Annotated in this window: 9 protein-coding genes; 4 read left to right on the top strand and 5 right to left on the bottom strand. The window is 70.0% G+C overall.

Going from position 1 to position 19,973, the window contains the following annotated elements:
* Positions 1 to 17: 17 nt before the first annotated feature.
* From VL52_RS04105 to VL52_RS04095, 3 genes are read right to left on the bottom strand one after another with little or no spacing between them, the layout of a single operon-like run.
* Positions 18 to 1,397 carry an efflux transporter outer membrane subunit gene (locus VL52_RS04105; RefSeq protein WP_046155832.1) on the bottom strand — a complete coding sequence of 460 codons (1,380 nt, stop codon included), beginning with the start codon at positions 1,395 to 1,397 and terminating at the stop codon, positions 18 to 20.
* Positions 1,394 to 4,522, bottom strand: a complete 3,129-nt coding sequence (locus tag VL52_RS04100) for an efflux RND transporter permease subunit (RefSeq protein WP_046155831.1) — start codon at positions 4,520 to 4,522, stop codon at positions 1,394 to 1,396. The genes VL52_RS04105 and VL52_RS04100 overlap by 4 nt, the downstream gene beginning before the upstream one ends.
* A 3-nt stretch (positions 4,523 to 4,525) precedes the next feature.
* Entirely contained in the window at positions 4,526 to 5,650 is a 1,125-nt protein-coding gene (locus VL52_RS04095; RefSeq protein WP_052729113.1) for an efflux RND transporter periplasmic adaptor subunit, read from the bottom strand.
* Positions 5,651 to 5,950: 300 nt separating this feature from the next.
* On the opposite strand from VL52_RS04095, the gene fepB reads away from it, so the two are divergent.
* Positions 5,951 to 6,952: a Fe2+-enterobactin ABC transporter substrate-binding protein gene (gene fepB, locus VL52_RS04090; RefSeq protein ID WP_052729111.1), complete on the top strand. Its 1,002-nt coding sequence runs from the start codon at positions 5,951 to 5,953 to the stop codon at positions 6,950 to 6,952.
* A gap of 70 nt (positions 6,953 to 7,022) precedes the next feature.
* On the opposite strand, the gene entS is transcribed toward fepB, so the two are convergent.
* Positions 7,023 to 8,297 carry an enterobactin transporter EntS gene (gene entS / locus VL52_RS04085; protein WP_021478464.1) on the bottom strand — a complete coding sequence of 425 codons (1,275 nt, stop codon included), beginning with the start codon at positions 8,295 to 8,297 and terminating at the stop codon, positions 7,023 to 7,025.
* Between the two features lie 178 nt (positions 8,298 to 8,475).
* Here entS and fepD point away from each other — a divergent pair, with 178 nt between their 5' ends.
* From fepD to VL52_RS04070, 3 genes are read left to right on the top strand one after another with little or no spacing between them, the layout of a single operon-like run.
* A complete protein-coding gene (fepD, locus tag VL52_RS04080; protein ID WP_235429200.1) occupies positions 8,476 to 9,456 on the top strand; it encodes a Fe(3+)-siderophore ABC transporter permease in 981 nt (326 codons plus the stop codon).
* Complete coding sequence (gene fepG / locus VL52_RS04075) at positions 9,453 to 10,496, top strand: iron-enterobactin ABC transporter permease (RefSeq protein WP_046155828.1); 1,044 nt, start codon at positions 9,453 to 9,455, stop codon at positions 10,494 to 10,496. Before fepD ends, fepG begins: the two co-directional genes overlap by 4 nt.
* Positions 10,493 to 11,329, top strand: coding sequence for an ABC transporter ATP-binding protein (locus tag VL52_RS04070; RefSeq protein ID WP_235429199.1), 837 nt, complete (start codon positions 10,493 to 10,495; stop codon positions 11,327 to 11,329). Before fepG ends, VL52_RS04070 begins: the two co-directional genes overlap by 4 nt.
* Before the next feature lie 66 nt (positions 11,330 to 11,395).
* On the opposite strand, the gene VL52_RS04065 is transcribed toward VL52_RS04070, so the two are convergent.
* Positions 11,396 to 19,882, bottom strand: coding sequence for a non-ribosomal peptide synthetase (locus tag VL52_RS04065; RefSeq protein ID WP_235429198.1), 8,487 nt, complete (start codon positions 19,880 to 19,882; stop codon positions 11,396 to 11,398).
* Between the last annotated feature and the right edge of the window lie 91 nt (positions 19,883 to 19,973).

Genomic DNA, 19,973 nt, shown 5'->3' with positions numbered 1-19,973 from the left:
CCGGCCTCTCACCCGCGCTATCCCTCCAGACCACCGCCCAGCGCGCGATACAACGCCGCCATGTTCTCCCCCTCGGCCAGGCTGGCGCTGATCCACTGCTGGCGCGCCGCTTGCGCCGTCCGTTGAGCCTCCAGCAGGCTCAGATAGCCGTCCAGCCCTTGCCGATAGCGCGCTTCCGCCAGCCGCAGCGACGCTTCCGCGCTGGCGAGCGTCGCCTGCCGCGCCTGCCTCTCCTCCGCCAGCGCCTGGCGCTGGCTCAAGGCGTCGGCCACTTCGCGAAACCCGCTCTGCAGGGCTTTCTCGTAAGCGGCCAGCGCCGCCAGCCGCTGCGCCTCCGCCTGGTCCGCGCCGGCCTTGGCCGCTCCGCCATCCAATAATGGCAAACTGGCGTCCAGCGCCAGGCTCAAGGCCCGCGCAGGCGCGTTCAGCAGACCGGCCAGCGTCACGCCGCTGAGTCCTGAGCTGGCGCTGAGTCCCAGCCTGGGCCACAGCCCCGCCCGCGCGGCGTCTACATCCGCATGGGCGGCCCGCAGCAGGTTTTCCGCCTGGCGGACGTCCGGCCGGCGCAGCAAGGCATCGGCCGGCGCGTCCACCGGCAGCGCCGCCAGCGTGTAAGGCTTGTCCTCCAGCGCCGCCGGCAGCCTCGCCTCGCCAAGCTCCGCGCCGACCAGCAATTGCAACGCCAGCCTGTCCCGTTCCGCCAGCCCCTGGTAACGGGCGACATCGGCCCGCGCCTGCTGCGCCACGGTATTCATCGCGCTGACGTCCAGCGCCGAAGCCGCGCCCAGGCGCAGCCGCTCGCGCGTCAGCGCCAGCGAGCGCTCGGCGCTTTGCAGCGTCGCCCGCGCCGCGGCCAACTGGCTGCGGTCGGCGGCCAAGGTCAAATAAGCATTGGCGGTTTCCGAGATCAGGCTGACCCGCGCCGCCTGCGCGCCGGCTTCGCTGGCCAGATAGCGTCGCCACTGCGCGTCGCTCAAGCTCTTCACGCGGCCGAACAGGTCCAGCTCGAACGCGCTGACACCTAACCCTGCGCTGACGCCGCGGCTGTCAGCCGCCAGCGACGGATCGCCGCCGCGAGTGAGCTGGCGGTTGGCGTTGCCCTGCAGCTGCACGGTCGGCAGCCGCGCCGCGTCCTGCACCCGATACTGCGCCCGCGCCGCCTGCACATTGGCGACCGCTGCGCGCAAATCGCGGTTATTCGCCAGCGCCTGGGCGATGGTTTCGCGCAGGCCCTCGTCGACGAAGAAGCGCCGCCAGGCCACATCGGCCTGTCCGCTTTCCGCGTCCGCCGCCGGCCAATGCGCCGGCACCGGCGCGGCGGGCCGCCGGTAATCCGGCTGCGGCGCGGCGCAAGCGGCCAGGCCTACGCAAACCAGCAAAATGGGGATTGGTTTCATCCGCGCGCCTCCGCCAGTTTCAAACGCCGCTGCGCGACGCGGCCGGCCAGGCCGCGTATCAGCAGATGCGCCAGCGGCACGAAGAACAGCGTCAGCAGCGTGGCCGACACCACGCCGCCCAGCACCGCCGCGCCTATCGCGTTCTGGCTGCCGGCCCCCGGCCCGCCGGCCCAGACCAGCGGCGCAACGCCGACGCCGAAGGCCAGCGAAGTCATCAGGATAGGCCGCAGCCGCTGGCGGGCGGCGGCCAGCGCCGCGCTCAGCGCATCGTCGCCGCGCCGGATCGCCGCCTCGGCGAACTCGATGATCAGGATGGCGTTCTTGGCCGACAGGCCCATCGTCGTCAGCAAACCCACCTGGAAATAGATGTCGTTGGACAGGCCGCGAGCCATCACCGCCAGCACCGCGCCCAGCACGCCCAGCGGAATCGCCGTCATGGCGGCGCACGGCACCAGCCAGCTTTCGTACAGCGCCGCCAGGCACAGGAAGACGAACAATATCGACACCGCGTACAGCAGCGGCGTCTGGCCGCTGGACAGCCGATCCTGATAAGACAGGCCGCTCCACTCGTACTGCGTGCCCGGCAGCTTGCCGGCTATCGCCTCCACCGCCTTCATCGCCTCGCCGGAACTGACGCCGGCGGCGGCCGAGCCCGACAAGGGCAGCGCCGGCAAACCGTTGTAGCGGTTCAGCTGCGCCGGGCCATATTCCCAGCGCGCGCGGGCGAAGGCAGAAAACGGCGTCATCGTGCCGTCAGCGCCGCGGACGAACCACAGGCCCAGATCCTCGGGCTTGGAACGATACGGCGCGTCGGCCTGCATCATCACCTTCTTCACCCGGCCGCGGTCGATGAAATCATTGATATAGCGCCCGCCCCAGGCGGCGCCCAGCGTGTCGGCGACATTGGCCGGGTCCAGCCCCAGCGCCACGGCCTTGCTCTGGTCCACATCCAGCCGCAATTGCGGCTTGTCGTCGGCTGCGCCGGAGCGCACCGCGCTCAGCCTATCGTCGCCCTGGGCCGTCTTCAGCAGCTGGTCGCGCGCTTTGGCGAGATGCTCGCGGCCCTGGCCCGACGCGTCCTGCAGCCAGAATTCGAAACCATTGGTCTGGCCCAGCCCGCCGATAGGCGGCAGCACCATGCCGAACACCTCGGCGTCCCGCTGCGAGGCCAGCGCGGCGGTGGCGCGGTCGGCTATCGCCTGGGCGCTGTTCTCCGCCCCGCGCCGTTTCGACCAGTCCTTCAACGCGACGAAGGCCATGCCGGCATTCTGGCCGGAGCCGCCGAAGCTGAAGCCGGACAGCATGTACACCGACTCGACATTAGCCTTCTCGGTCTCCAGAAAATGCTTTTCCACCGCTCGCGCCACCTTGTCCGCGCGCTCATGGGTGGCGCCGGCGGGCAGCGTGAACTGCGCCATCACCGTGCCCTGGTCTTCATCCGGAATGAAGGCCGTCGGCAGCCGTGGATACACCGCCGCCAGGCCGGCCGCCAGCGCCAGGTAGACCAAACCACCGCGCAAAGGGCGACGCAGCCAGGCCGGCAGCCAGCGGCCGGCGTAGGCGGACTGCAAATGATTGAAGCGGCGCTCGAACGCCGCCAGCGGGCCGCGCTCGGACGGCGCATGCGGCCGCAGCAGCGTCGCGCACAAGGCCGGCGTCAAGGTCAGCGCGGTCAGCACCGACAAGGCCATCGCCGCGACGATAGTGATCGAGAACTGGCGATAGATGACGCCGACCGAGCCGCCGAAGAAAGCCATCGGCAGGAACACCGCGCCCAGCACCAGGCCGATGCCGACCAGCGCGCCGCCGATCTCGCCCATCGAGCGGACGGTGGCCGCGCGCGCGTCCAGCCCCTCCTCGCTCATCACCCGCTCGACGTTTTCCACCACCACGATGGCGTCGTCCACCAGCAGGCCGATGGCCAGCACCATGCCGAACAGCGTCAGCGTGTTGATGCCGAAGCCGGCCGCCGCCAGCACGCCGAAGGTGCCCAGCAGCACCACCGGCACCGTCAGCGCCGGAATCAGCGTCGCGCGCCAGTTGCGCAGGAACACATACATCACCAGCACCACCAGCGCCACCGCCTCCAGCAGCGTCTCCATCACCGCGCGTATCGACAGCCGGACAAAGTGGGTGGTGTCCTCCGGATAGGCGACGCGGATGCCTGGCGGGAAGTTGCGCTCCAGCTCGACGACGCGCGCCTTCACCGCCTCAGCGGTGGCCAACGCGTTGGCGCCCGGCGCCAGCATCACCGCCAGGCCAGAGGCCGGATGGCCGTTCAGCCGCGAGCTGCTGCTGTAATCCTCCTGCCCCAGCTCTACCCGCGCCACGTCGCCCAGCCGCACCGCGCCGCCGTCCGGCAGCGCCTTGAGCACGATGCCGCGGAACTGCTCCGGCGTGGACAGCCGCGACCAGGCGGTGACCATCGCGTTCAGCTGCTGGCCCGGCGGCGACGGCAAGGCGCCCAGCTCGCCGACCGACACTTCGGTGTTCTGCTTGGAGATGGCGGCGCTGACGTCTGATGGGATCAGACCGTAGCTGTTGAGCTTGTGCGGGTCCAGCCACACGCGCATCGCGTACGGCGCGCCGAAGGCCCGCACCGAGCCGACGCCGTCCACCCGGCTCAGCGGGTCCTGCACATTGCTGGCCAGCCAGTCGGCGATATCGGTATCGCCGCGCTGACCGCTGACATCGTAAAAGGAAGCGATCAGCAGGAAGTCGCCCTGCATCTTCTGCACCGACAAGCCGTTCTGCTGCACCTGCTGCGGCAGCCGCGCCAGCATCTGGCTGACCTTGTTCTGCACCTGCACCTGAGCGGTGTCGGCGTTGGCGCCCTGGCGGAAGGTGAGCATGATCTCGGCCTGGCCGGACGAGGAGCTGGTGGAACTGAAATACATCAGATTGTCCAGGCCCTTCAACTCCTGCTCCAGCACCTGGATCACGCTGGTCTCCACCACCTGGGCGGACGCGCCGGGGTAGCTGGCGCTGACCATCACCGTCGGCGGGGCGATGTCCGGATATTGCGACACCGGCAGCGCGCGCAAGGCGAACAGGCCGGCCAGCATGATGACGATGGCCAGCACCCAGGCGAACACCGGGCGGTCTATGAAGAAACGCGCCAGCATCGCTCAGCCCCTTCCGGCCTGGGCCGGCAAGGCCACCGGCGTCGCCGCCTCTCCCGGGCGGGCGCGCTGCAGGCCGTCGACGATCAGCCTGTCGTCGGCTTTCAGCCCCGTCGTCACCAGCCAGTAAGCGCCGTGGGTGCCCTCGGTCGTCAATATCCGCTGTTCCACCTTGCCGCCGGCGCCCAGCACCAGCGCGGTGGCGCGGCCCTTGTCATCGCGCGCCACGCCTTGCTGCGGCGCCAATACCGCCTGGCGGCGCACGCCCTGCTCCAGCTCGGCGCGCACATACATTCCGGGCAGCAGCAGGCCTTCGGGATTGGGGAATTCGGCGCGCAAGGTCACCGCGCCGGAGACGCGGTCCACATTCAATTCGGTGAAGCGCAGCTTGCCGGCATGCCGGTATGGCGCGCCGTCCTCCAGCTTGAGCCTGGCGGCGGCGCCGGCTGGCTCAAGCTCGCCTTCGGCCTGCCGGCGCTTGAAGGCCAGCAGATCCTGGCTGGACTGGACGATGTCGACATACATCGGGTCCAGCTGCTGGATGGTGGCCAGCGCCGCGCTCTGGCCTGCCGTGACCAGCGCGCCCTCGCTGATGGCGGAGCGGCCGATGCGGCCGGAAATCGGCGCCAGCACGCGGGTGCGGGATAGGTCCACCCTGGCCGCCGCCACCGCCGCCTCGCCGGCTTTTACCGCCGCCAGGCCCTTGCGGTAATCGGCGTCCGCCTCCTCGCGCTCCTGGCGGCTGACCCCGTCTATCTTGGCCAATTCGGCATAGCGTTCGGCGCGTCCCTTCAGGCTGCCCAACGCGGCGCGGGCGGAGGCCAATGTCGCCTCCGCTTGCTGCAAAGCCGCCTGATAGCCGGCCGGATCGATCTGGTACAGCAGGTCGCCGGCCTTGACCAGGCTGCCCTCGGTGAAATGCCGTTTCAGCACGATGCCGTTCACCTGCGGCCTGACTTCGGCGCTGCGGTAGGCGACGGTGCGGCCAGCCAATTCGGCCCGTATCGCCACGTCTTTCGTCTCCAGCTTCACCACCCCCACTTCGGGCGGCTTGTCCGCCTCCGGCGCTGGCTCCGTCCCCCTGCAGCCGGCCAAGCCCGCCGCCATCGCAACAACCGTCAATATCCGCATATTTCAGTGCATTCCAGCCGCGAAAGCGGGGACCATCAAGCCCCCTGAAGCTGCTCACGCGGACGCATGCAGTCATCGAGAAGCGGACTTGGCGGCTCCTGCTTCGGGCTCAATCGAGTCCAGAAGTCGAACGGCGTACAAGCCAGGCGCAGCGCCCGCGCCCATCCGCCGCTCGCAAGAGCTTGCAGGCAAATTCCCCGATGTGAGACGGGAATCTTGGCATCGGCGACAATGTTAATGATAATACTTATCACTTGCAATAAAATCGCCGGACGCTCTCGAATGCAAAGGAAACACTCCATGCCGCTCCTCCACGCCACGCGCCGCGACGCGCTGCGCCTGGCCGCCGCAGCCGGCCTCGCCGCGCTGCTCAGCGCTTGCGACGCCCCGGCCCAATCCGAAGACGCGGCAGCCGCTTCCGCCGGCTGGCCGCGCACGCTGGACACGCCCAAGGGCAAGCTGACGCTGGACAAGATGCCGCAACGCATCGTCTCCACCAGCGTGACGCTGACCGGCACCCTGCTCGCCATCAACGCGCCGGTGGTCGCCAGCGGGGCCAGCGCCGCCCATTCCAAAGTCACCGACGAGCAAGGCTTCTTCACCCAGTGGAGCGCGGTGGCCAAGCAACGCGGCGTGACGCCGCTGTACCAGGGCGAACCCAACGCCGAGGCCATCATCGCCGCCCAGCCGGACCTGATCGTGATGGCCGGCACCGGCGGCGACTCCGCGCTGAAACTGTACGAACAGCTGAGCCAGATGGCCCCGACCCTGGTGGTGAATTACGACGACAAGAGCTGGCAGGAGCTGGCGACGCTGTTGGGCCGGGCCAGCGGCCGCGAGGCCGATGCCCGCGCCGCCATCGCCGGCTTCGACGCCGAAGCGGCACAGGTGAAAACCGCGCTGAAGCTGCCGCCGCAGCCGACGGCGGCATTGGTTTATTACGAGGATGGCTCCGGCGCCAATCTGTGGACCCCGCAATCGGCGCAGGGCAAGCTGCTGCAGTCGCTGGGCTTTGAATTGGCCACCGCGCCGGACAGCGTCAAAGGCAATACCAGCATGGGCGTGCGTCACGACATCATCCAGCTGACCGGCGAGAAGTTCGCCGACGGCCTGCAAGGCAAATCGATGATCCTGTTCAACGCCGACCAGGACCAGGTGCCGCAGGTGCTGGCCAATCCCTTCCTGGCCGGCAATCCGGCGGTGAAGGCCAGGCAGGTGTACGCCGCCGGCCTGGACACCTTCCGCCTGGACTACTACAGCGCGCGCAATCTGCTGGCGCGGCTGCGCAAGCAGTTCGGCTGAAAACCGCCCGAGCGGCGACAATAAAAAAGCGGACCGAAGTCCGCTTTTTTCATGGCTCGGCGCGCGAAGCTCAAGACCCCGCCGCCTGCTCCGCCGGTTCGCCTTCGGCCTGCTCCGGCTTGCCGCCGGAAAGGCGGCGCAAGGAACCAAAGCCCACGCACATCAGCAAACCCGCCGCGGCCGCGCCCGCGCCGAACCAGGCCACCGCCATCAGCGGCGCCAAGGCCCGCGCCAGCGCGCCCAGACCCAGCGCGCCCAGGCTGTCGCCCACCACGTCCTGGGCGTTCCACAGGCTGTTGACGCGGCCCAGAAGGTGGTCCGGCGTCTGGCCCTGCACCAGCGTGAACTGCAGCAACGAGGCGATGGAGCCCAGATAGCCCAGCACCACCAGCGCCGCCAGGCCGTAAGCCAGGTGGGTGAAGGCTCCCAAGGATGCGATGGCCAGCGACGAGGCGGTCACGCAGGCCAGCATCATCGCGCCGGGACGGCTCAACCCGCCCACCCAGCCACTGGTGAAGGCGCCCAGCATCGCGCCCAGCGGCACCGCCGAATACATCAGGCCGACTTCGAACGCGCCGCCGCCGTAGCCATCCTCGGCCAGCGACGGGTATAGCACCCGCACCGCGCTCAGCAACGTCTGCAGCGTGCCCACCGCCACCACCGCGCCGACCACCTTGTTCTGCCACAGGAATTCAAAGCCTTCCATCAAGGACCGCAGCGGGTGCGACGGTTCGGCGTTTTGCGGCTTCAGCGACGGCAGGCGGGTCAGCGGAATCAGCGTGGCCAGCGTGCCGATGCCGGCGAGCAGGTAGTTCCAATTGACGCCTGCGGCGGTGATGATCAAGCCGCCCAAGAGCGGCGACAGCACCGCGCCGAAGCGCACGGTCAGCATGCTCAGCGCGCCGGCGGCGGGCAGATTCTCGCGGCCGACGATGACCGGAATCGACGCCATCAGCGAGGTGATGCCGATGCCGCTGAAGAAACCGTCCCAGGTGGACACCACATACAGCGCCGTCACCGACGGGTTGGTCATGAAGCCGTTCAAGGCCAGCGCCAGAAAGCCCAGGCCGCAAGAAGTCCGGCCCAGCAGGATCAAGCGACGGCGGTCCATGCGGTCGGCCAGCACGCCGCCGCACATCAGGCCGGCGAACATGCCGATGCCGTCCAGCGCCATCGCCGCGCCCACCTGCAGCGTGGAACCGGTGAGTTGATGGATCTGCACCGGCACCGCCACCATCAGGATGCCGAAGGCGAACACCGAAATCATCCGGGCGATGAAAATGGAGCGGAAATGAGGATTGAGCCTGAGCAGGCTGAAATCGACGAAGATGGGCGATTTTTTCATGTTATCAACGCAGTGGTTCGAGAAGCGCGGCTCAGTGGCCGCGCGCGGAAAAAATTGACGGCGTCACGCCGCGGCGTGGTTTCTTCATGGAGTTTGCATGGTAACATTGCAGATTCGTATTAGGAATCATTTTCATTTAATCATGCCTACTCGCCCTCATGCGGCCACGCGCCGACGGATGACGCTCTTGCTCGCCTGCCTGACGCTGCTGGCCGTCGTATCCGTGCTGAGCCTGGCGCTGGGCGCCAAGCCGATTCCGCTCGCCACCGTCTGGGACAGCCTGCTTGGCCGCGCCGCCGGGCCGGACAGCGTGGTCGTATTGCAGGGGCGGCTGCCGCGCACGCTGCTGGGCCTGCTGGCCGGCGCGGCGCTGGGCTTGTCCGGCGCGCTGATCCAGGCGCTGACCCGCAATCCGCTGGCCGATCCCGGCATACTCGGCGTCAACGCCGGCGCCAGCTTCGCGATGGTGCTGGGCGTCGCCTTCCTCGCCGTGGACAGCCAAGGCGGCTACATGGCCTGCGCGGCGACGGGCGCGCTGTGCGCGACGCTGCTGGTCTACGCCGTGGGCGCGCGCGGCCGCCGCGCCGATCCGCTGCGCATCGTGCTGGCCGGCGTGGCCGTCGGCGCGGTGCTGATGGGCCTGTCCGCCGCCATCGCCCTGCTCGACCCCATCGCCTTCAACCGTCTGCGCTACTGGAACGCCGGCACGCTGGACGTGCGCGACATGGCCGCCGTCGGCCTGGCCGCGCCCGCCATCCTGGCCGGCGGCATGCTGGCGCTGCTGCTGGCCCGCCCGCTGAACGCGATGGGCCTGGGCAACGATCTGGCGGTCAGCTTGGGCGGCCGTCCGCTGCTGATCCAGAGCGGCGCGGTGGCCGCCATCACGCTGTTGTCCGGCGCCAGCACCGCCGTCGCCGGGCCGATAGGCTTCGTCGGCCTGATGATTCCCCACGTCGCGCGCCGGCTGGGCGGCGCCGACCTGCGTTGGAGCCTGCCCTTCACCATCCTGCTGGCGCCGATACTGCTGCTGCTGTCCGACATCGCCGGCCGCTTGCTGACGCCGGGCGAGCTGCGCGTGTCCATCGTCACCGCCTTCATCGGCGCTCCGGCACTGATCTGGCTGGCGCGCAGCCACGGCGGATCGGGAGGCAAGGCATGAAAACGGCGCATCTGCGGCTGGGCGATCCAGACGGCCGCTTCAATCTTCGCATCAAGCCGGGCCGGCTATGCCCGGCGCTGCTGCTGATGGCGGCCTGCGCCGCGCTGGCGCTGCTGAGTCTGCGCGCAGGCGCCTTGCATCTGAGCGTCGAGCAAGTGTGGGCGGCATTGCAAGGCCAGGGCAGCCGGCTGAACGTGGCCGTGGTCCAGCAATGGCGGCTGCCGCGGGTGGCGATGGCGCTGGTCATCGGCGCGGCGCTGGGCATGAGCGGCGCGATCTTCCAGTCACTGCTGCGCAATCCCTTGGGCAGCCCGGACGTGGTGGGCTTCAACACCGGCGCTTACACCGGCGCGCTGCTGGTGATCACCACCATCGGCGGCAGCCATTTCCAGATCGCCGGCGGCGCGCTGGCCGGCGGCCTCGCCTCCGCCGCGCTGGTCTACCTGCTGGCCTGGCGGCGCGGCGCGCACGGACTCCGGCTGATCATCGTCGGCATCGCCGTCAGCGCCATGCTGAGCGCGCTCAACAGCTGGCTGCTGATCAACGCCAGCCTGGAGTCGGCGATGAGCGCCGCGATCTGGGGCGCCGGCACGCTGAACGGCATGACCTGGAGCAAGGGCTTGCCGTCGGCGCTGTTCTGCCTGCTGGCGATGCTGGCGGCGCTGACGCTGAAGCCGCGGATGCGGCTGCTGGAAATGGGCGACGACAGCGCCAATGCGCTGGGCGTGCCGGCCGAGCGCGCCCGGCTGACGCTTATGGGCCTGGGCGTGGCGCTGATCGCCTCCGCCACCGCGGCCGCCGGCCCGATCGCCTTCATCGCGCTGGCCGCGCCGCAGATCGCCCAGCGCCTGCAGCGCGCGCGCGCCACCAGCCCGCTCACCGCCGCCTGGACTGGCGCGCTGCTGCTGCTGGCGGCCGACTACGCCGCCCAACACCTGTTCTATCCGCGCCAGCTGCCGGTTGGCGTCGTCACCATCTGCATCGGCGGCCTTTACCTGCTGTGGCTGCTGCTGCGCCAAACCGGAGGCACGAAATCGTGACCACCCTGTCCCTGAAGCTCAGCCCCGCCGCCATCGATCCCGCCCTGCCTGCGTCCGGCCTGCCCAGGCTGTCCGGCGACGGCCTGCGCCTGGGCTACCGCCAACGGACGATCTGCGAGCAGCTGAACCTGCGCATTCCCGATGGCTCCTTCACCGTCGTCATCGGCCCCAACGGCTGCGGCAAATCGACTCTGCTGCGCAGCCTTAGCCGCCTGCTGAAACCGCTGGACGGCCAAGTGAGGCTGGACGGCCGCGACATCCACAGCCAGCCGGCCAAGGCGGTGGCGCGCCAGCTAGGCCTGCTGCCGCAAAGCGCCGTCGCGCCGGACGGCATCACCGTGGCCGACCTGGTCGCGCGCGGCCGCTACCCGCATCAGGGCCTGCTGCGGCAATGGAGCCGCGAAGACGAAAGCGCGGTCAATGAAGCGCTGAAAGCCACCGGCACCGCCGAGCTGGCCGACCGGCTGGTGGACGAGCTGTCCGGCGGCCAGCGCCAGCGCGCCTGGGTGGCGATGGCCCTGGCCCAGCAGACGCCGCTGCTGCTGCTGGACGAACCCACCACCTATCTGGACATCGCCCACCAGATCGAGCTCTTGGAGCTGTTCCGCACTCTCAACCGCGACGGCGGCCGCACCCTGGTGGCGGTACTGCACGACATCAACCACGCCTGCCGCTACGCCACCCACTTGATCGCAATGAAGGACGGCCGCATCGTCGCCGAGGGCGCGCCGTCGCGCATCGTCAGCGCCGTGCTGATCGAGCAGGTGTTCGGCCTGCCCTGCCTGATCATCGAGGACCCGGTCAGCCATACGCCGATGGTGATTCCGCGCTGAGCTTGGCTTGCCGTCCCGCCATGAAAAATGACCCCGTTAGGGGCCATTTTCATTTGCCGGAATCCATCACCCCAGGCTGTTCACCTCCTTCAGGATGCCGTCCAGCAACGGGCCCAGCGTCTCCAGCGACTGCGGCGACACGATATCCTCGTGCGCGCAGTCCAGCTCGTGCACGGTCAGGCCCGCCAGATGCGGCCGCCACGTTGCGCGCACGTCCATGCCCTCGGGCAGGGTGCGGCGGGCGACGAACAGCGTGGCCGCGCCGTCGTAGCGCGGCGTGCGCGCCTGCGACAGCAGCCGCACCGCATCCTGGTAATTGGCGACGATGTGGCCGAACATCTCGGTCTTCTCGCGCAGCATGAAGGCGTCGGCGGCATCCTCGGTGGCGGACATGAACTGCTGCTGCTCGCGCGCCACTTCGGCCTTGGCCTCGTCCTCGGTCGGGCCGCTCCAGTCCTGGCCCTCCGGCGGATAGGTGTCAAGCAGGCCCAGGAAGGCCACCTCCTCGCCCTCGGCTCGCAGCCTGGCCGCCAGCCCCTGCGCCACCGTGCCGCCCAGCGAGTAGCCGATCAGGTGATACGGACCCTGCGGCTGGACGCAGCGCAGATTGGCCAGATGGTGCTCGCACACCTCATCCATATCGGCGCAGCGCGCGATGGCGCCTTCCGGGCGCGGCGACTGCAGCCCCACCAGCGCGAGGCCGGGCCGCAGATGGCGCGACAGGCCGCTGTACTGCCAGGCGAAGCCGGAGGCCGGGTGGATGCAGAACAGCGGCCGCCCCTTGCCGGCGCGCAGCGGCAGCACCTCGCCGAAGCCGGCCAGTGCCGGGTCGGACATGAGGCCACTATCGGACAGCACAGCCGCCAGCTTGGCCACCGTCGGCGAACTCATGATCTGGCCAACCGACACCGGCAGCTTCAGCTCGCGGCGCAGCGTCGCCGCCAGCCGCATCGCCAGCAGCGAATGGCCGCCCAGCGCGAAGAAGTCGTCGTCGGCGCGCACCGCGTCGCATTCCAATATCTCGGCGAACAGCGCGGCGATGCGGCTCTCCAGGCCCGGACGCGGCTCGCGGCCCTTGGCCGCCGCCGTCGAAGACGGCTCCGGCAGCGCTTTGCGGTCCAGCTTGCCGTTGGCGCTGAGCGGGAAGTCCGCCAGGCGCATCACCGCCACTGGCACCATGTGGGCCGGCAGCGCCTTGGCCAGCGCCGCGCGCAGCGCGTCGACATCAGGCGGGCTGTCCGGATCGGACGCGATCACATAGCCGACCAACTGTCGGTTGTCGGCGCCGGCGGCGTGGGCCGCCTGGCCGCCCAGCGCGCGGGCGTGGACCACGGCGCGGGCGACGCCCGGCTGCGAGAGCAGCGCCGCCTCGATCTCGCCCAGCTCGATGCGCTGGCCGCGAATCTTCAGTTGGTCGTCGCTGCGGCCCAGGTACTCGACGGCACCGTCCGGCAGCCAGCGCGCGATGTCGCCGGTGCGGTACATTCGCTCACCGTCGGCGTACGGATCGGCGACAAAGCGGGCCGCGGTCAGATCCGGCCGGCCCAGATAGCCGTGGGCCAGCTGCACGCCGCACAGATACAGCTCGCCCGGCGCGCCCACCGGCACCGGCAGCAGCGCGGCGTCCAGTATCCGCAGCGCAGTGTTCCACACCGGCAGGCCGATGGGCACGCTGGCCGATTCCGGCGCCGGCTTGGCCGCCGGCTGGTAGCTGACGTCCACCGCCGCCTCAGTCGGGCCGTACAGATTGTGCAGCGGCGCGTCCATCAGGCCGGCGTAGCCGTCGGCCAGTTCGCGCGACAGCGCCTCGCCGCTGCAGAACACGCGGCGCAGGCCGGCCGCCTGGGCCGAACGCGCCGCCGCGTCGCCCCGCATGTGCGCCAGCAGCGCCGCCAGCATCGACGGAACGAAGTGCAAGGTGGTGACGCCGCGCGCGGCGATCAGCTCCAGCAGCGCCTCCGGGTCGCGGTGCGCGTCCGGCGGCGCCATAAACAGCCGCGCGCCGACGATCAGCGGCCAGAAGAATTCCCATACCGACACGTCGAAGCTGCAAGGCGTTTTCTGCAGCACCACGTCGTCCGCGCCCAGGCCGTACTCGTGCTGCATCCACAGCAGGCGGTTGACGATGGCGCGGTGCGAAACCAGCGCGCCCTTGGGCCGGCCGGTGGAGCCGGAGGTGTACAACAGATAGGCGGCGTGGTCCGGCGTCAGCGCCGGCGCGTCGAAGGCCTGCGGATCGGCCGCCAGCGCGTCTTGCAACAGCAACGTGCCCATGGACGCAAAGCGCGGCGCCAGCTCGGCGCAAGTGACGATCAGCGCCGGCTTGGCGTCGGCCACCATATAGGCCAGCCGTTCGTCCGGGTAGCCGGTGTCCAGCGGCAGGTAGGCGGCTCCGGCCTCCTGCGCCGCCATCAGCGCCAGGCTCAGGTGCACCGAGCGCGGCAAGGCCACGGCGACGATGTCGCCCGGCTTGACGCCGGCCGCGAGCAGCCTTCCGGCCAGATGCGCTACCTGGGCGCGGGTTTCGGCGTAGCCGAGCGCATGCGCCTCGTCCAGCAGCGCCGGCGCGTCCGGCGTCCTGGCCGCCTGGACCGCCAGCAGCGACGGCAGCGTGGTTTCAGGAATGACTGCGGCGGTGGCGTTGACCCGCTCGATCAGCTCGCGCTCGGCGCCGGTCAGCGGATTAAAGACCGACCACGGCAGCTCTGGTTGATAAGCCAGATGCTCCAGCAGCGACTGCATGCGCTCGGCCAGCTGTCCCGGATCCTTGACCAGGTCGCGGTACTCGATCAGCAGGCGCAGCCGGTCTCCCGGCAGCGCCAGCACCGTCAGCGGATAGTGGGTATGGCCGCGGTTGCGCAGCGAGGCGATGCGCGCGCAGTGGTAGTCGCGCGACTGCATGTCCTGATCCGGGTAGTTCTCCACCACCAGCAGCGTGTCGAACAGCGTGGCCGCGCCGGCCAGGCGCTGGATTTCGGCAAGGCCCAGCCCGTCACGTTCCAGCAGACGGATCTGCCGCGCCTGCAAGTCGGCCAGCTGTTCCCACAGCGGCGCGTCCGGCCGCAGAACCACCCGTACCGGAATGGTGTTGCTGAACAGGCCGATATGCTCGTCCACGCCGTCCACCGGGCTGAAGCGGCCCGACACCGGCGAGCCGAACACCACGTCGTTGCGGCCGGTCAGCACCGACAGCAGCGCGCCCCACATGCCCTGCATCGCGGTGTTGAGGGTAAGGCCGCGTTCGCGGCAGCGCTCGGTCAGCGCGTCTTCCAGCGCTTGCGGCAGCACCAGCTCGAATTCCCGCACTTCCGGCGCGGCCGTCTGTTGGCCGAACAGCAGCGTGGGCTTGACGCCGTCCAGCGTCTGCAGCCACAGCTGCCGCGCCGGCGTCAGGTCGCGCGCGGCCAGCGCGCGGACCACGCTGGGGTAATCGACGCGGATCGCCGGCAGCGTGTCAGGCCCGTCGCCGTAGGCGGCCAGCAGGTCGCGCAGCATGATGGGCGTGGACCAACCATCGACAACCAAATGGTGCGCGGTCAGGAACAGCGTGGACAGTTGGCCGTGGCGCGCCAGCGTGGCCTGCAGCAGCGGGCCCTCGCTGGGGCCGCCGACCGTAAAGTCGCGGTTCAGCTCCTCACGCTCCAGCGCCTGCAGCGCCTCGGTCTCGTCAGCCGACGCGGCCAGCTCCAGCTCGCGCCACGGCCATTCCGGCAGCACAAGCGGCAGCAGTTGCAACGGTTCGGCCTGAACTTCGCTGTCGAAACCTGCGGCCAACTGCGGATGGCGGCGCAATACCGCCGCCAGCGCCGCGCGCAGCCTGTCGCTGCCCAGCGGGCCTTCGAAAGTGACGCGGGTGATGGAGTTGTACTTGCCAGCCGCCTCGCCCAGTTGGGCGTGGAACAGCAAGCCCTGCTGCAGCGGCAGCACCGGCAAGGCGGCGGCCAAGCTGCCGTGGCGGGCGCAGAGCGCCGCCAGCTCGGCGTCGGACAACGGCGCGCCGCCGGCGCCCAGCGTCTCGGAGGCCACCAGCGTGTCGGCCGCGGCCAGCGGATCGCGCTCGGCGAGACGAGCCAGCGCGGCGATCGCGCTGTCCATCCGTTGTCCCAGCCGGTCAATGGCCGCTGCGTCGAACAGCGCGTCGGCCCAGGTCCAGTTGACCGCCACGCGCGGCGCGGCGCCGGACTCGTCGACGAAGACATTGGCCTCCAGCCCGTATTGCAGCGGCAAGGCCGGATCGATGTCGACGGCGAAGGCGTCGGCGAAGCGGCCGCCGGCGGCCAGCGGCGTCCATTCGCCGTCGCTGGCCTGGAAGCGGCCCAGGTAGTTGAATAGCAGCGCCGGGCGACTCTGCGCCTCCAGCGCGCCCAGCGCCGGGCCATGCTCGTCGTCCAGATAACGCAGCACGCTGTAGCCCAGCCCGTGGTCCGGCATCGCCCGCATCACGCGCTTGACCGCGCGCAGCGCCTCCAGGGCGGCCGCGTCGCCGGCCTCCCTGGTCGACAGGTCGAACAGCGCCGGATATTCGGCGGTCAGCCAGCCCACGGTGCGGCCGAGGTCGATGCCGTCGTCGCCGGCGTGGCGGCCGTGCGACTCCAAACCTACGCGCAAGCGCTGCGCGTCGAATTCGCCGCGGCAGGCCAGCAGCAGCGCCGCCAGCAGGATTTCCTCCACCGTCGCGCGGCAAGCGTTCGGCAGCTTTTGCAGCAAAGCCGCGCTGGCGGCCTCGCCGAGCAGCGCGCGGCTGTGGCGGGCCGCGTCGTGGCGGTCGCGGGCCGGGGCCAGCGCCTTGGCGCTCAATGCGTCGGCCTTTCCGGCCAGCATGCCGCGCCACATCGCCAGCTCGCCGTGGCGGGCCGGCGCCTGGCCGGCCAGCGTTTTCGCCCACTCGCGCAGGCCGAAGTCCTCGCGCGGCAGCTGGACGGCCTCTCCAGCCATCGCTGCCTCGCAGGCGGACCGCAGCTCCGGCAGCAGCGCGCGCCAAGATACGCCGTCGACCGCCAGGTGGTGAATGGCCAGCAGCACATGCTTGCCGTCGGCTCCACTCCGCAGCGCGGCCTGCAGCATCAGGCCGTTTTCCGGGTCCAGCCTCGCGCAAGCGGTTTCGAATAGCTGATCCGGCGTCGCGTCCGGCGCGGCCTCGATCAGCGTCCGCGCATCCAATGCGGCCGGCGCGGCGTCCAGATGCAGTTGGCCGTCGGCGGCGCGGCTGCGCAATGCCGGGTGCGCGCGCTGCAAGGCCAGCAGGCCGGCGGCCAGGTGCTCGGGGGCCAGCGCCGCCGGCGCTTTCAGCCACACGCCCTGGACGAAGCGGCTGGCCATGCCGTATTGCTCGGCGAACCAGCTGACGATGGGCAATCTGCCCAGCGGGCCGGCCGCGTCGTCGGCTGCCTGATTAGCAGCCGACAGCGGCTGCAGCGCCGCGGCCATGCCGGCCGGCGTGCGCTTGGCGAACACGTCGCGCGGACGCAGCAGGAAGCCGGCGCGGCGCAGCTCGGTGCCCAGGCTCATCGCCGAGATGCTGTCGCCGCCCAGCTGGAAGAAATCGTCATCGGGGCTGGTGCTGTCCAGATTCAACACCTTGGCCACCGCCGCGCACAGCAGGCGCTCGGCGTCGTTGGCCGGCTCGCGTCCTGCGGCGGCGTTCTGCGGCCGGATCGCCGGCAGCGCCTTGCGGTCTATCTTGCCGTTAATGTTGACCGGCCATTCCGGCAGCACCGCCAGCGCCGACGGCACCATGTAGTCGGGCAGCGTTTCGGCCACTTGCGCCAGCAAGGCGGCGGACAGGCCGGCCTCCTCGTGGCGGCCGGCGTCGGCCATCGTGCAATAGGCGATCAGCCGGTGGCTGCCGCCCACCGCCTCGGCCAGCACCACGGCGGCGTTGACGCCGGGCAGGCTGGCCAGCGCGTGCTCGACCTCGCCCATCTCGATGCGGAAGCCGCGCACCTTGATCTGGTGGTCGACGCGGCCGATGAAGTCCATCTGGCCGCGGGCGTTCCAGCGCGCCAGGTCGCCGGTGCGGTACATCAGCTCGCCGTCGCCGAAGGGACTGGCGACGAAGCGGGCCGCGGTCAAGGACGGGCGATTCAGATAGCCCAGGCCCAGGCCGGCGCCGGCCAGGTACAGCTCGCCGGCCACGCCTATCGCCACCGGACGCAAAGCGGCGTCCAACACCAGCGCGCGGGTATTGGCCACCGGCCGGCCCACCACCGGCTCTTCTGCTATCGAACCCGGCGCGCCCAGCGCCGAGATCGTGTATTCGGTCGGGCCATAGAAATTATGGAAATGCAGCTGCGAGTAGCCGCGCATCTCCTCCCACAGCGCCGGCGGCACCGCCTCGCCGCCCACCATCACCATGCCGGGCTGCCAATGGCCGTCATCCATCAGGCCGCAATCCAGCATCTGCCGCAGCAGCGACGGCGGTACGTCCATCTCGTCGATGCGCTCGCGGCGCACCAGATCGACCAGTTGCTGCGCGTCGCGGCGCAGCTCCTCGTCGCACAGATGCACTTCCTGGCCCATAAAGAGCCAGAACAGCTGCTCCAGCGCGCCGTCAAAGGACAGCGAGGCGGTCTGCATCGTACGCACCCGGCGGCCGCGTACGCGGACGAAATCGCCGAACAGGCCGCTCTGCTGGCTCAACAGCAGGTTGAGGAAGCTGGCGTGGGCGATCATCACGCCCTTCGGTTTGCCGGTGGAGCCGGAGGTATAGATCATATAGGCCAGCCGGTCACCGTCCAGCGGACGCAGCCGTTCCGCGTCGTCCAGCGGCTGGGCGGCGCGGGCGGCCAGCCGCGCGCGAACCGCATCGTCGTCCAGGCACAGCGCCGGCAGGCTTGGCAGCCGGGCGCGGACGCCGGAGCGGGTCAGCAGCAAGGTCGGCGCGGCGTCCTCGCACATCAGAGCCAGCCGCTCGGGCGGATAGTCCAGATCCAGCGGCAGGAAGGCGGCGCCGGCCGCCAGCGTGCCCAATATCGCCACCACGGTGTCGACGCTGCGCGGCACGGCGACGCCGACCACGCTGCCGTCGCCGATGCCGCGCGAGAGCAGCTCGCGCGCCAGCTGCGCCACGCGGGCCGACAGCAGGCCGTAGCTCAGCCGCTCGTCGCCGCAGACCAGCGCGGTTTCATTTTCGTAACGCGCGGCGCTGGCCAGAAACACGTCCAGCGCGGTGCGCGCGCCGGCCGGCGCGCTGACGCGCGGCCCATGCGACCACTCGTCCAACGCGGCCTTCTCCGCGGCGCTATGCAAAGGCGCGTCGCCGACGGCAGTGCCGCCGGCCAGGGCGGCGATGAAGCCGCGCAGCCGCCAAGCGTGCCACTCCAACTCCGCCGCGTCATAGCGCGCCGGATTGGCGCTCAGCTCCACCACCAGCGCCTCGCCCTGCTGCCAGAGGCCGAATTCGATGTCGTCTATCGGCCCCACAGCCAGCGGCAGCGTGACGCCCGTTACCTCGCCCAGCCGCAGCGACTGGTCGTAGATCTTCAGGTTCAGCGTCGCGCCGTACAAGGCGCGGTTGGAGCCGACCATGCCGCTGTCGCGCTGGATCTGCTCGGCGTCGTAGCGCTCATGGCGGCGCACCTGTTTCAATTCGTCGGCCAAGCGCCGCGCGAGCGTAGCCAGATCGTCGCCATCGTCGATATCCAGCGCCACCGGCAACACATTCACCACCGGGCCCACGGCCCGCAGCGCCGCCGACCCCATGCGCCGCATGAAAGGCACGCCCATCGCCACCCTGCTCTTGCCGCTCATCCTGGCCTGGTAGGCGAAAACGGCCGCCATGGCCTGCGGCGCCGCCGTTCCTCCAGCGATTTCAAAACGCCGGCGCAGCACGTCGACATTGGCCGCGCCGTCGCCTGCCAGCGCGTCGCGCGCGGACAAGGTGGACGGCGACGGCAGCGCGGCGGCGTAGCCGCGCCAGAACGCGCGGTCTTCCTCGCAGCGCGGGCTGGCCAGGTAGCTTTCGCGCTCGGCCGCGACATCGGCGAAAGAAACAAATGGCGACGGCGGCGGCGCTTCGCCGCGGCCCAGCGCCTGGTAGAGGTCGGCGATGCGGCGGGTCAGCGCGGCGAAGCTGTAGCCGTCGACGCAGACATGGTGGTAGCGCTGATACCAGAACCAGCGCTCGCCCGCGCCGCCAGCCAGCTTGAACAGGCGGTGCAGATACAGCGGCCGCTCGCCGTCGGCCGGCAGATCCGCGGACAAGTCTTCGCGCATCCACCGCCGAGCCAGGCTTTCCGGATCAGCCTCGGCGCTCAGGTCATGGATTTCGGGATGGGGCAGGTTCTCGGCGCTCAGCCCTTGCCGCAGAAGCTGCGCCGGGCCGTCCGGCGTTTCCAGGTACTGGGCGACGACGGTATCGGCCTCGGCCAGGCCCAAACAGATGGACTGCCGCAGCCGCTCGGCATCTATTGCGCCGTCCAGTTCTACGCAGTGGGCGACGGCGTAGGTGTTCTTTTGTTCGGCGATCTGGTCCGCTAGCCAGATGCCCAGTTGCGAGCCGAACAGCGGCAGCTCGCGCTCGACAGCGGAGGGTTTTGTTTCAATGGTCAACACGATGCTTTCCCGGATGCGGGTAATCGGAACGGCCGGCGCGCAGCAGGCCGCGCCCAGGCCTGCGGCATGGGCGGGACGATGCGAAAATGAG

It is taken from the genome of Chromobacterium vaccinii, assembly GCF_000971335.1.
In the GTDB taxonomy this organism is placed as follows: Bacteria; Pseudomonadota; Gammaproteobacteria; order Burkholderiales; family Chromobacteriaceae; genus Chromobacterium; species Chromobacterium vaccinii.
This window is presented reverse-complemented; position numbering and strand designations above follow the sequence as displayed.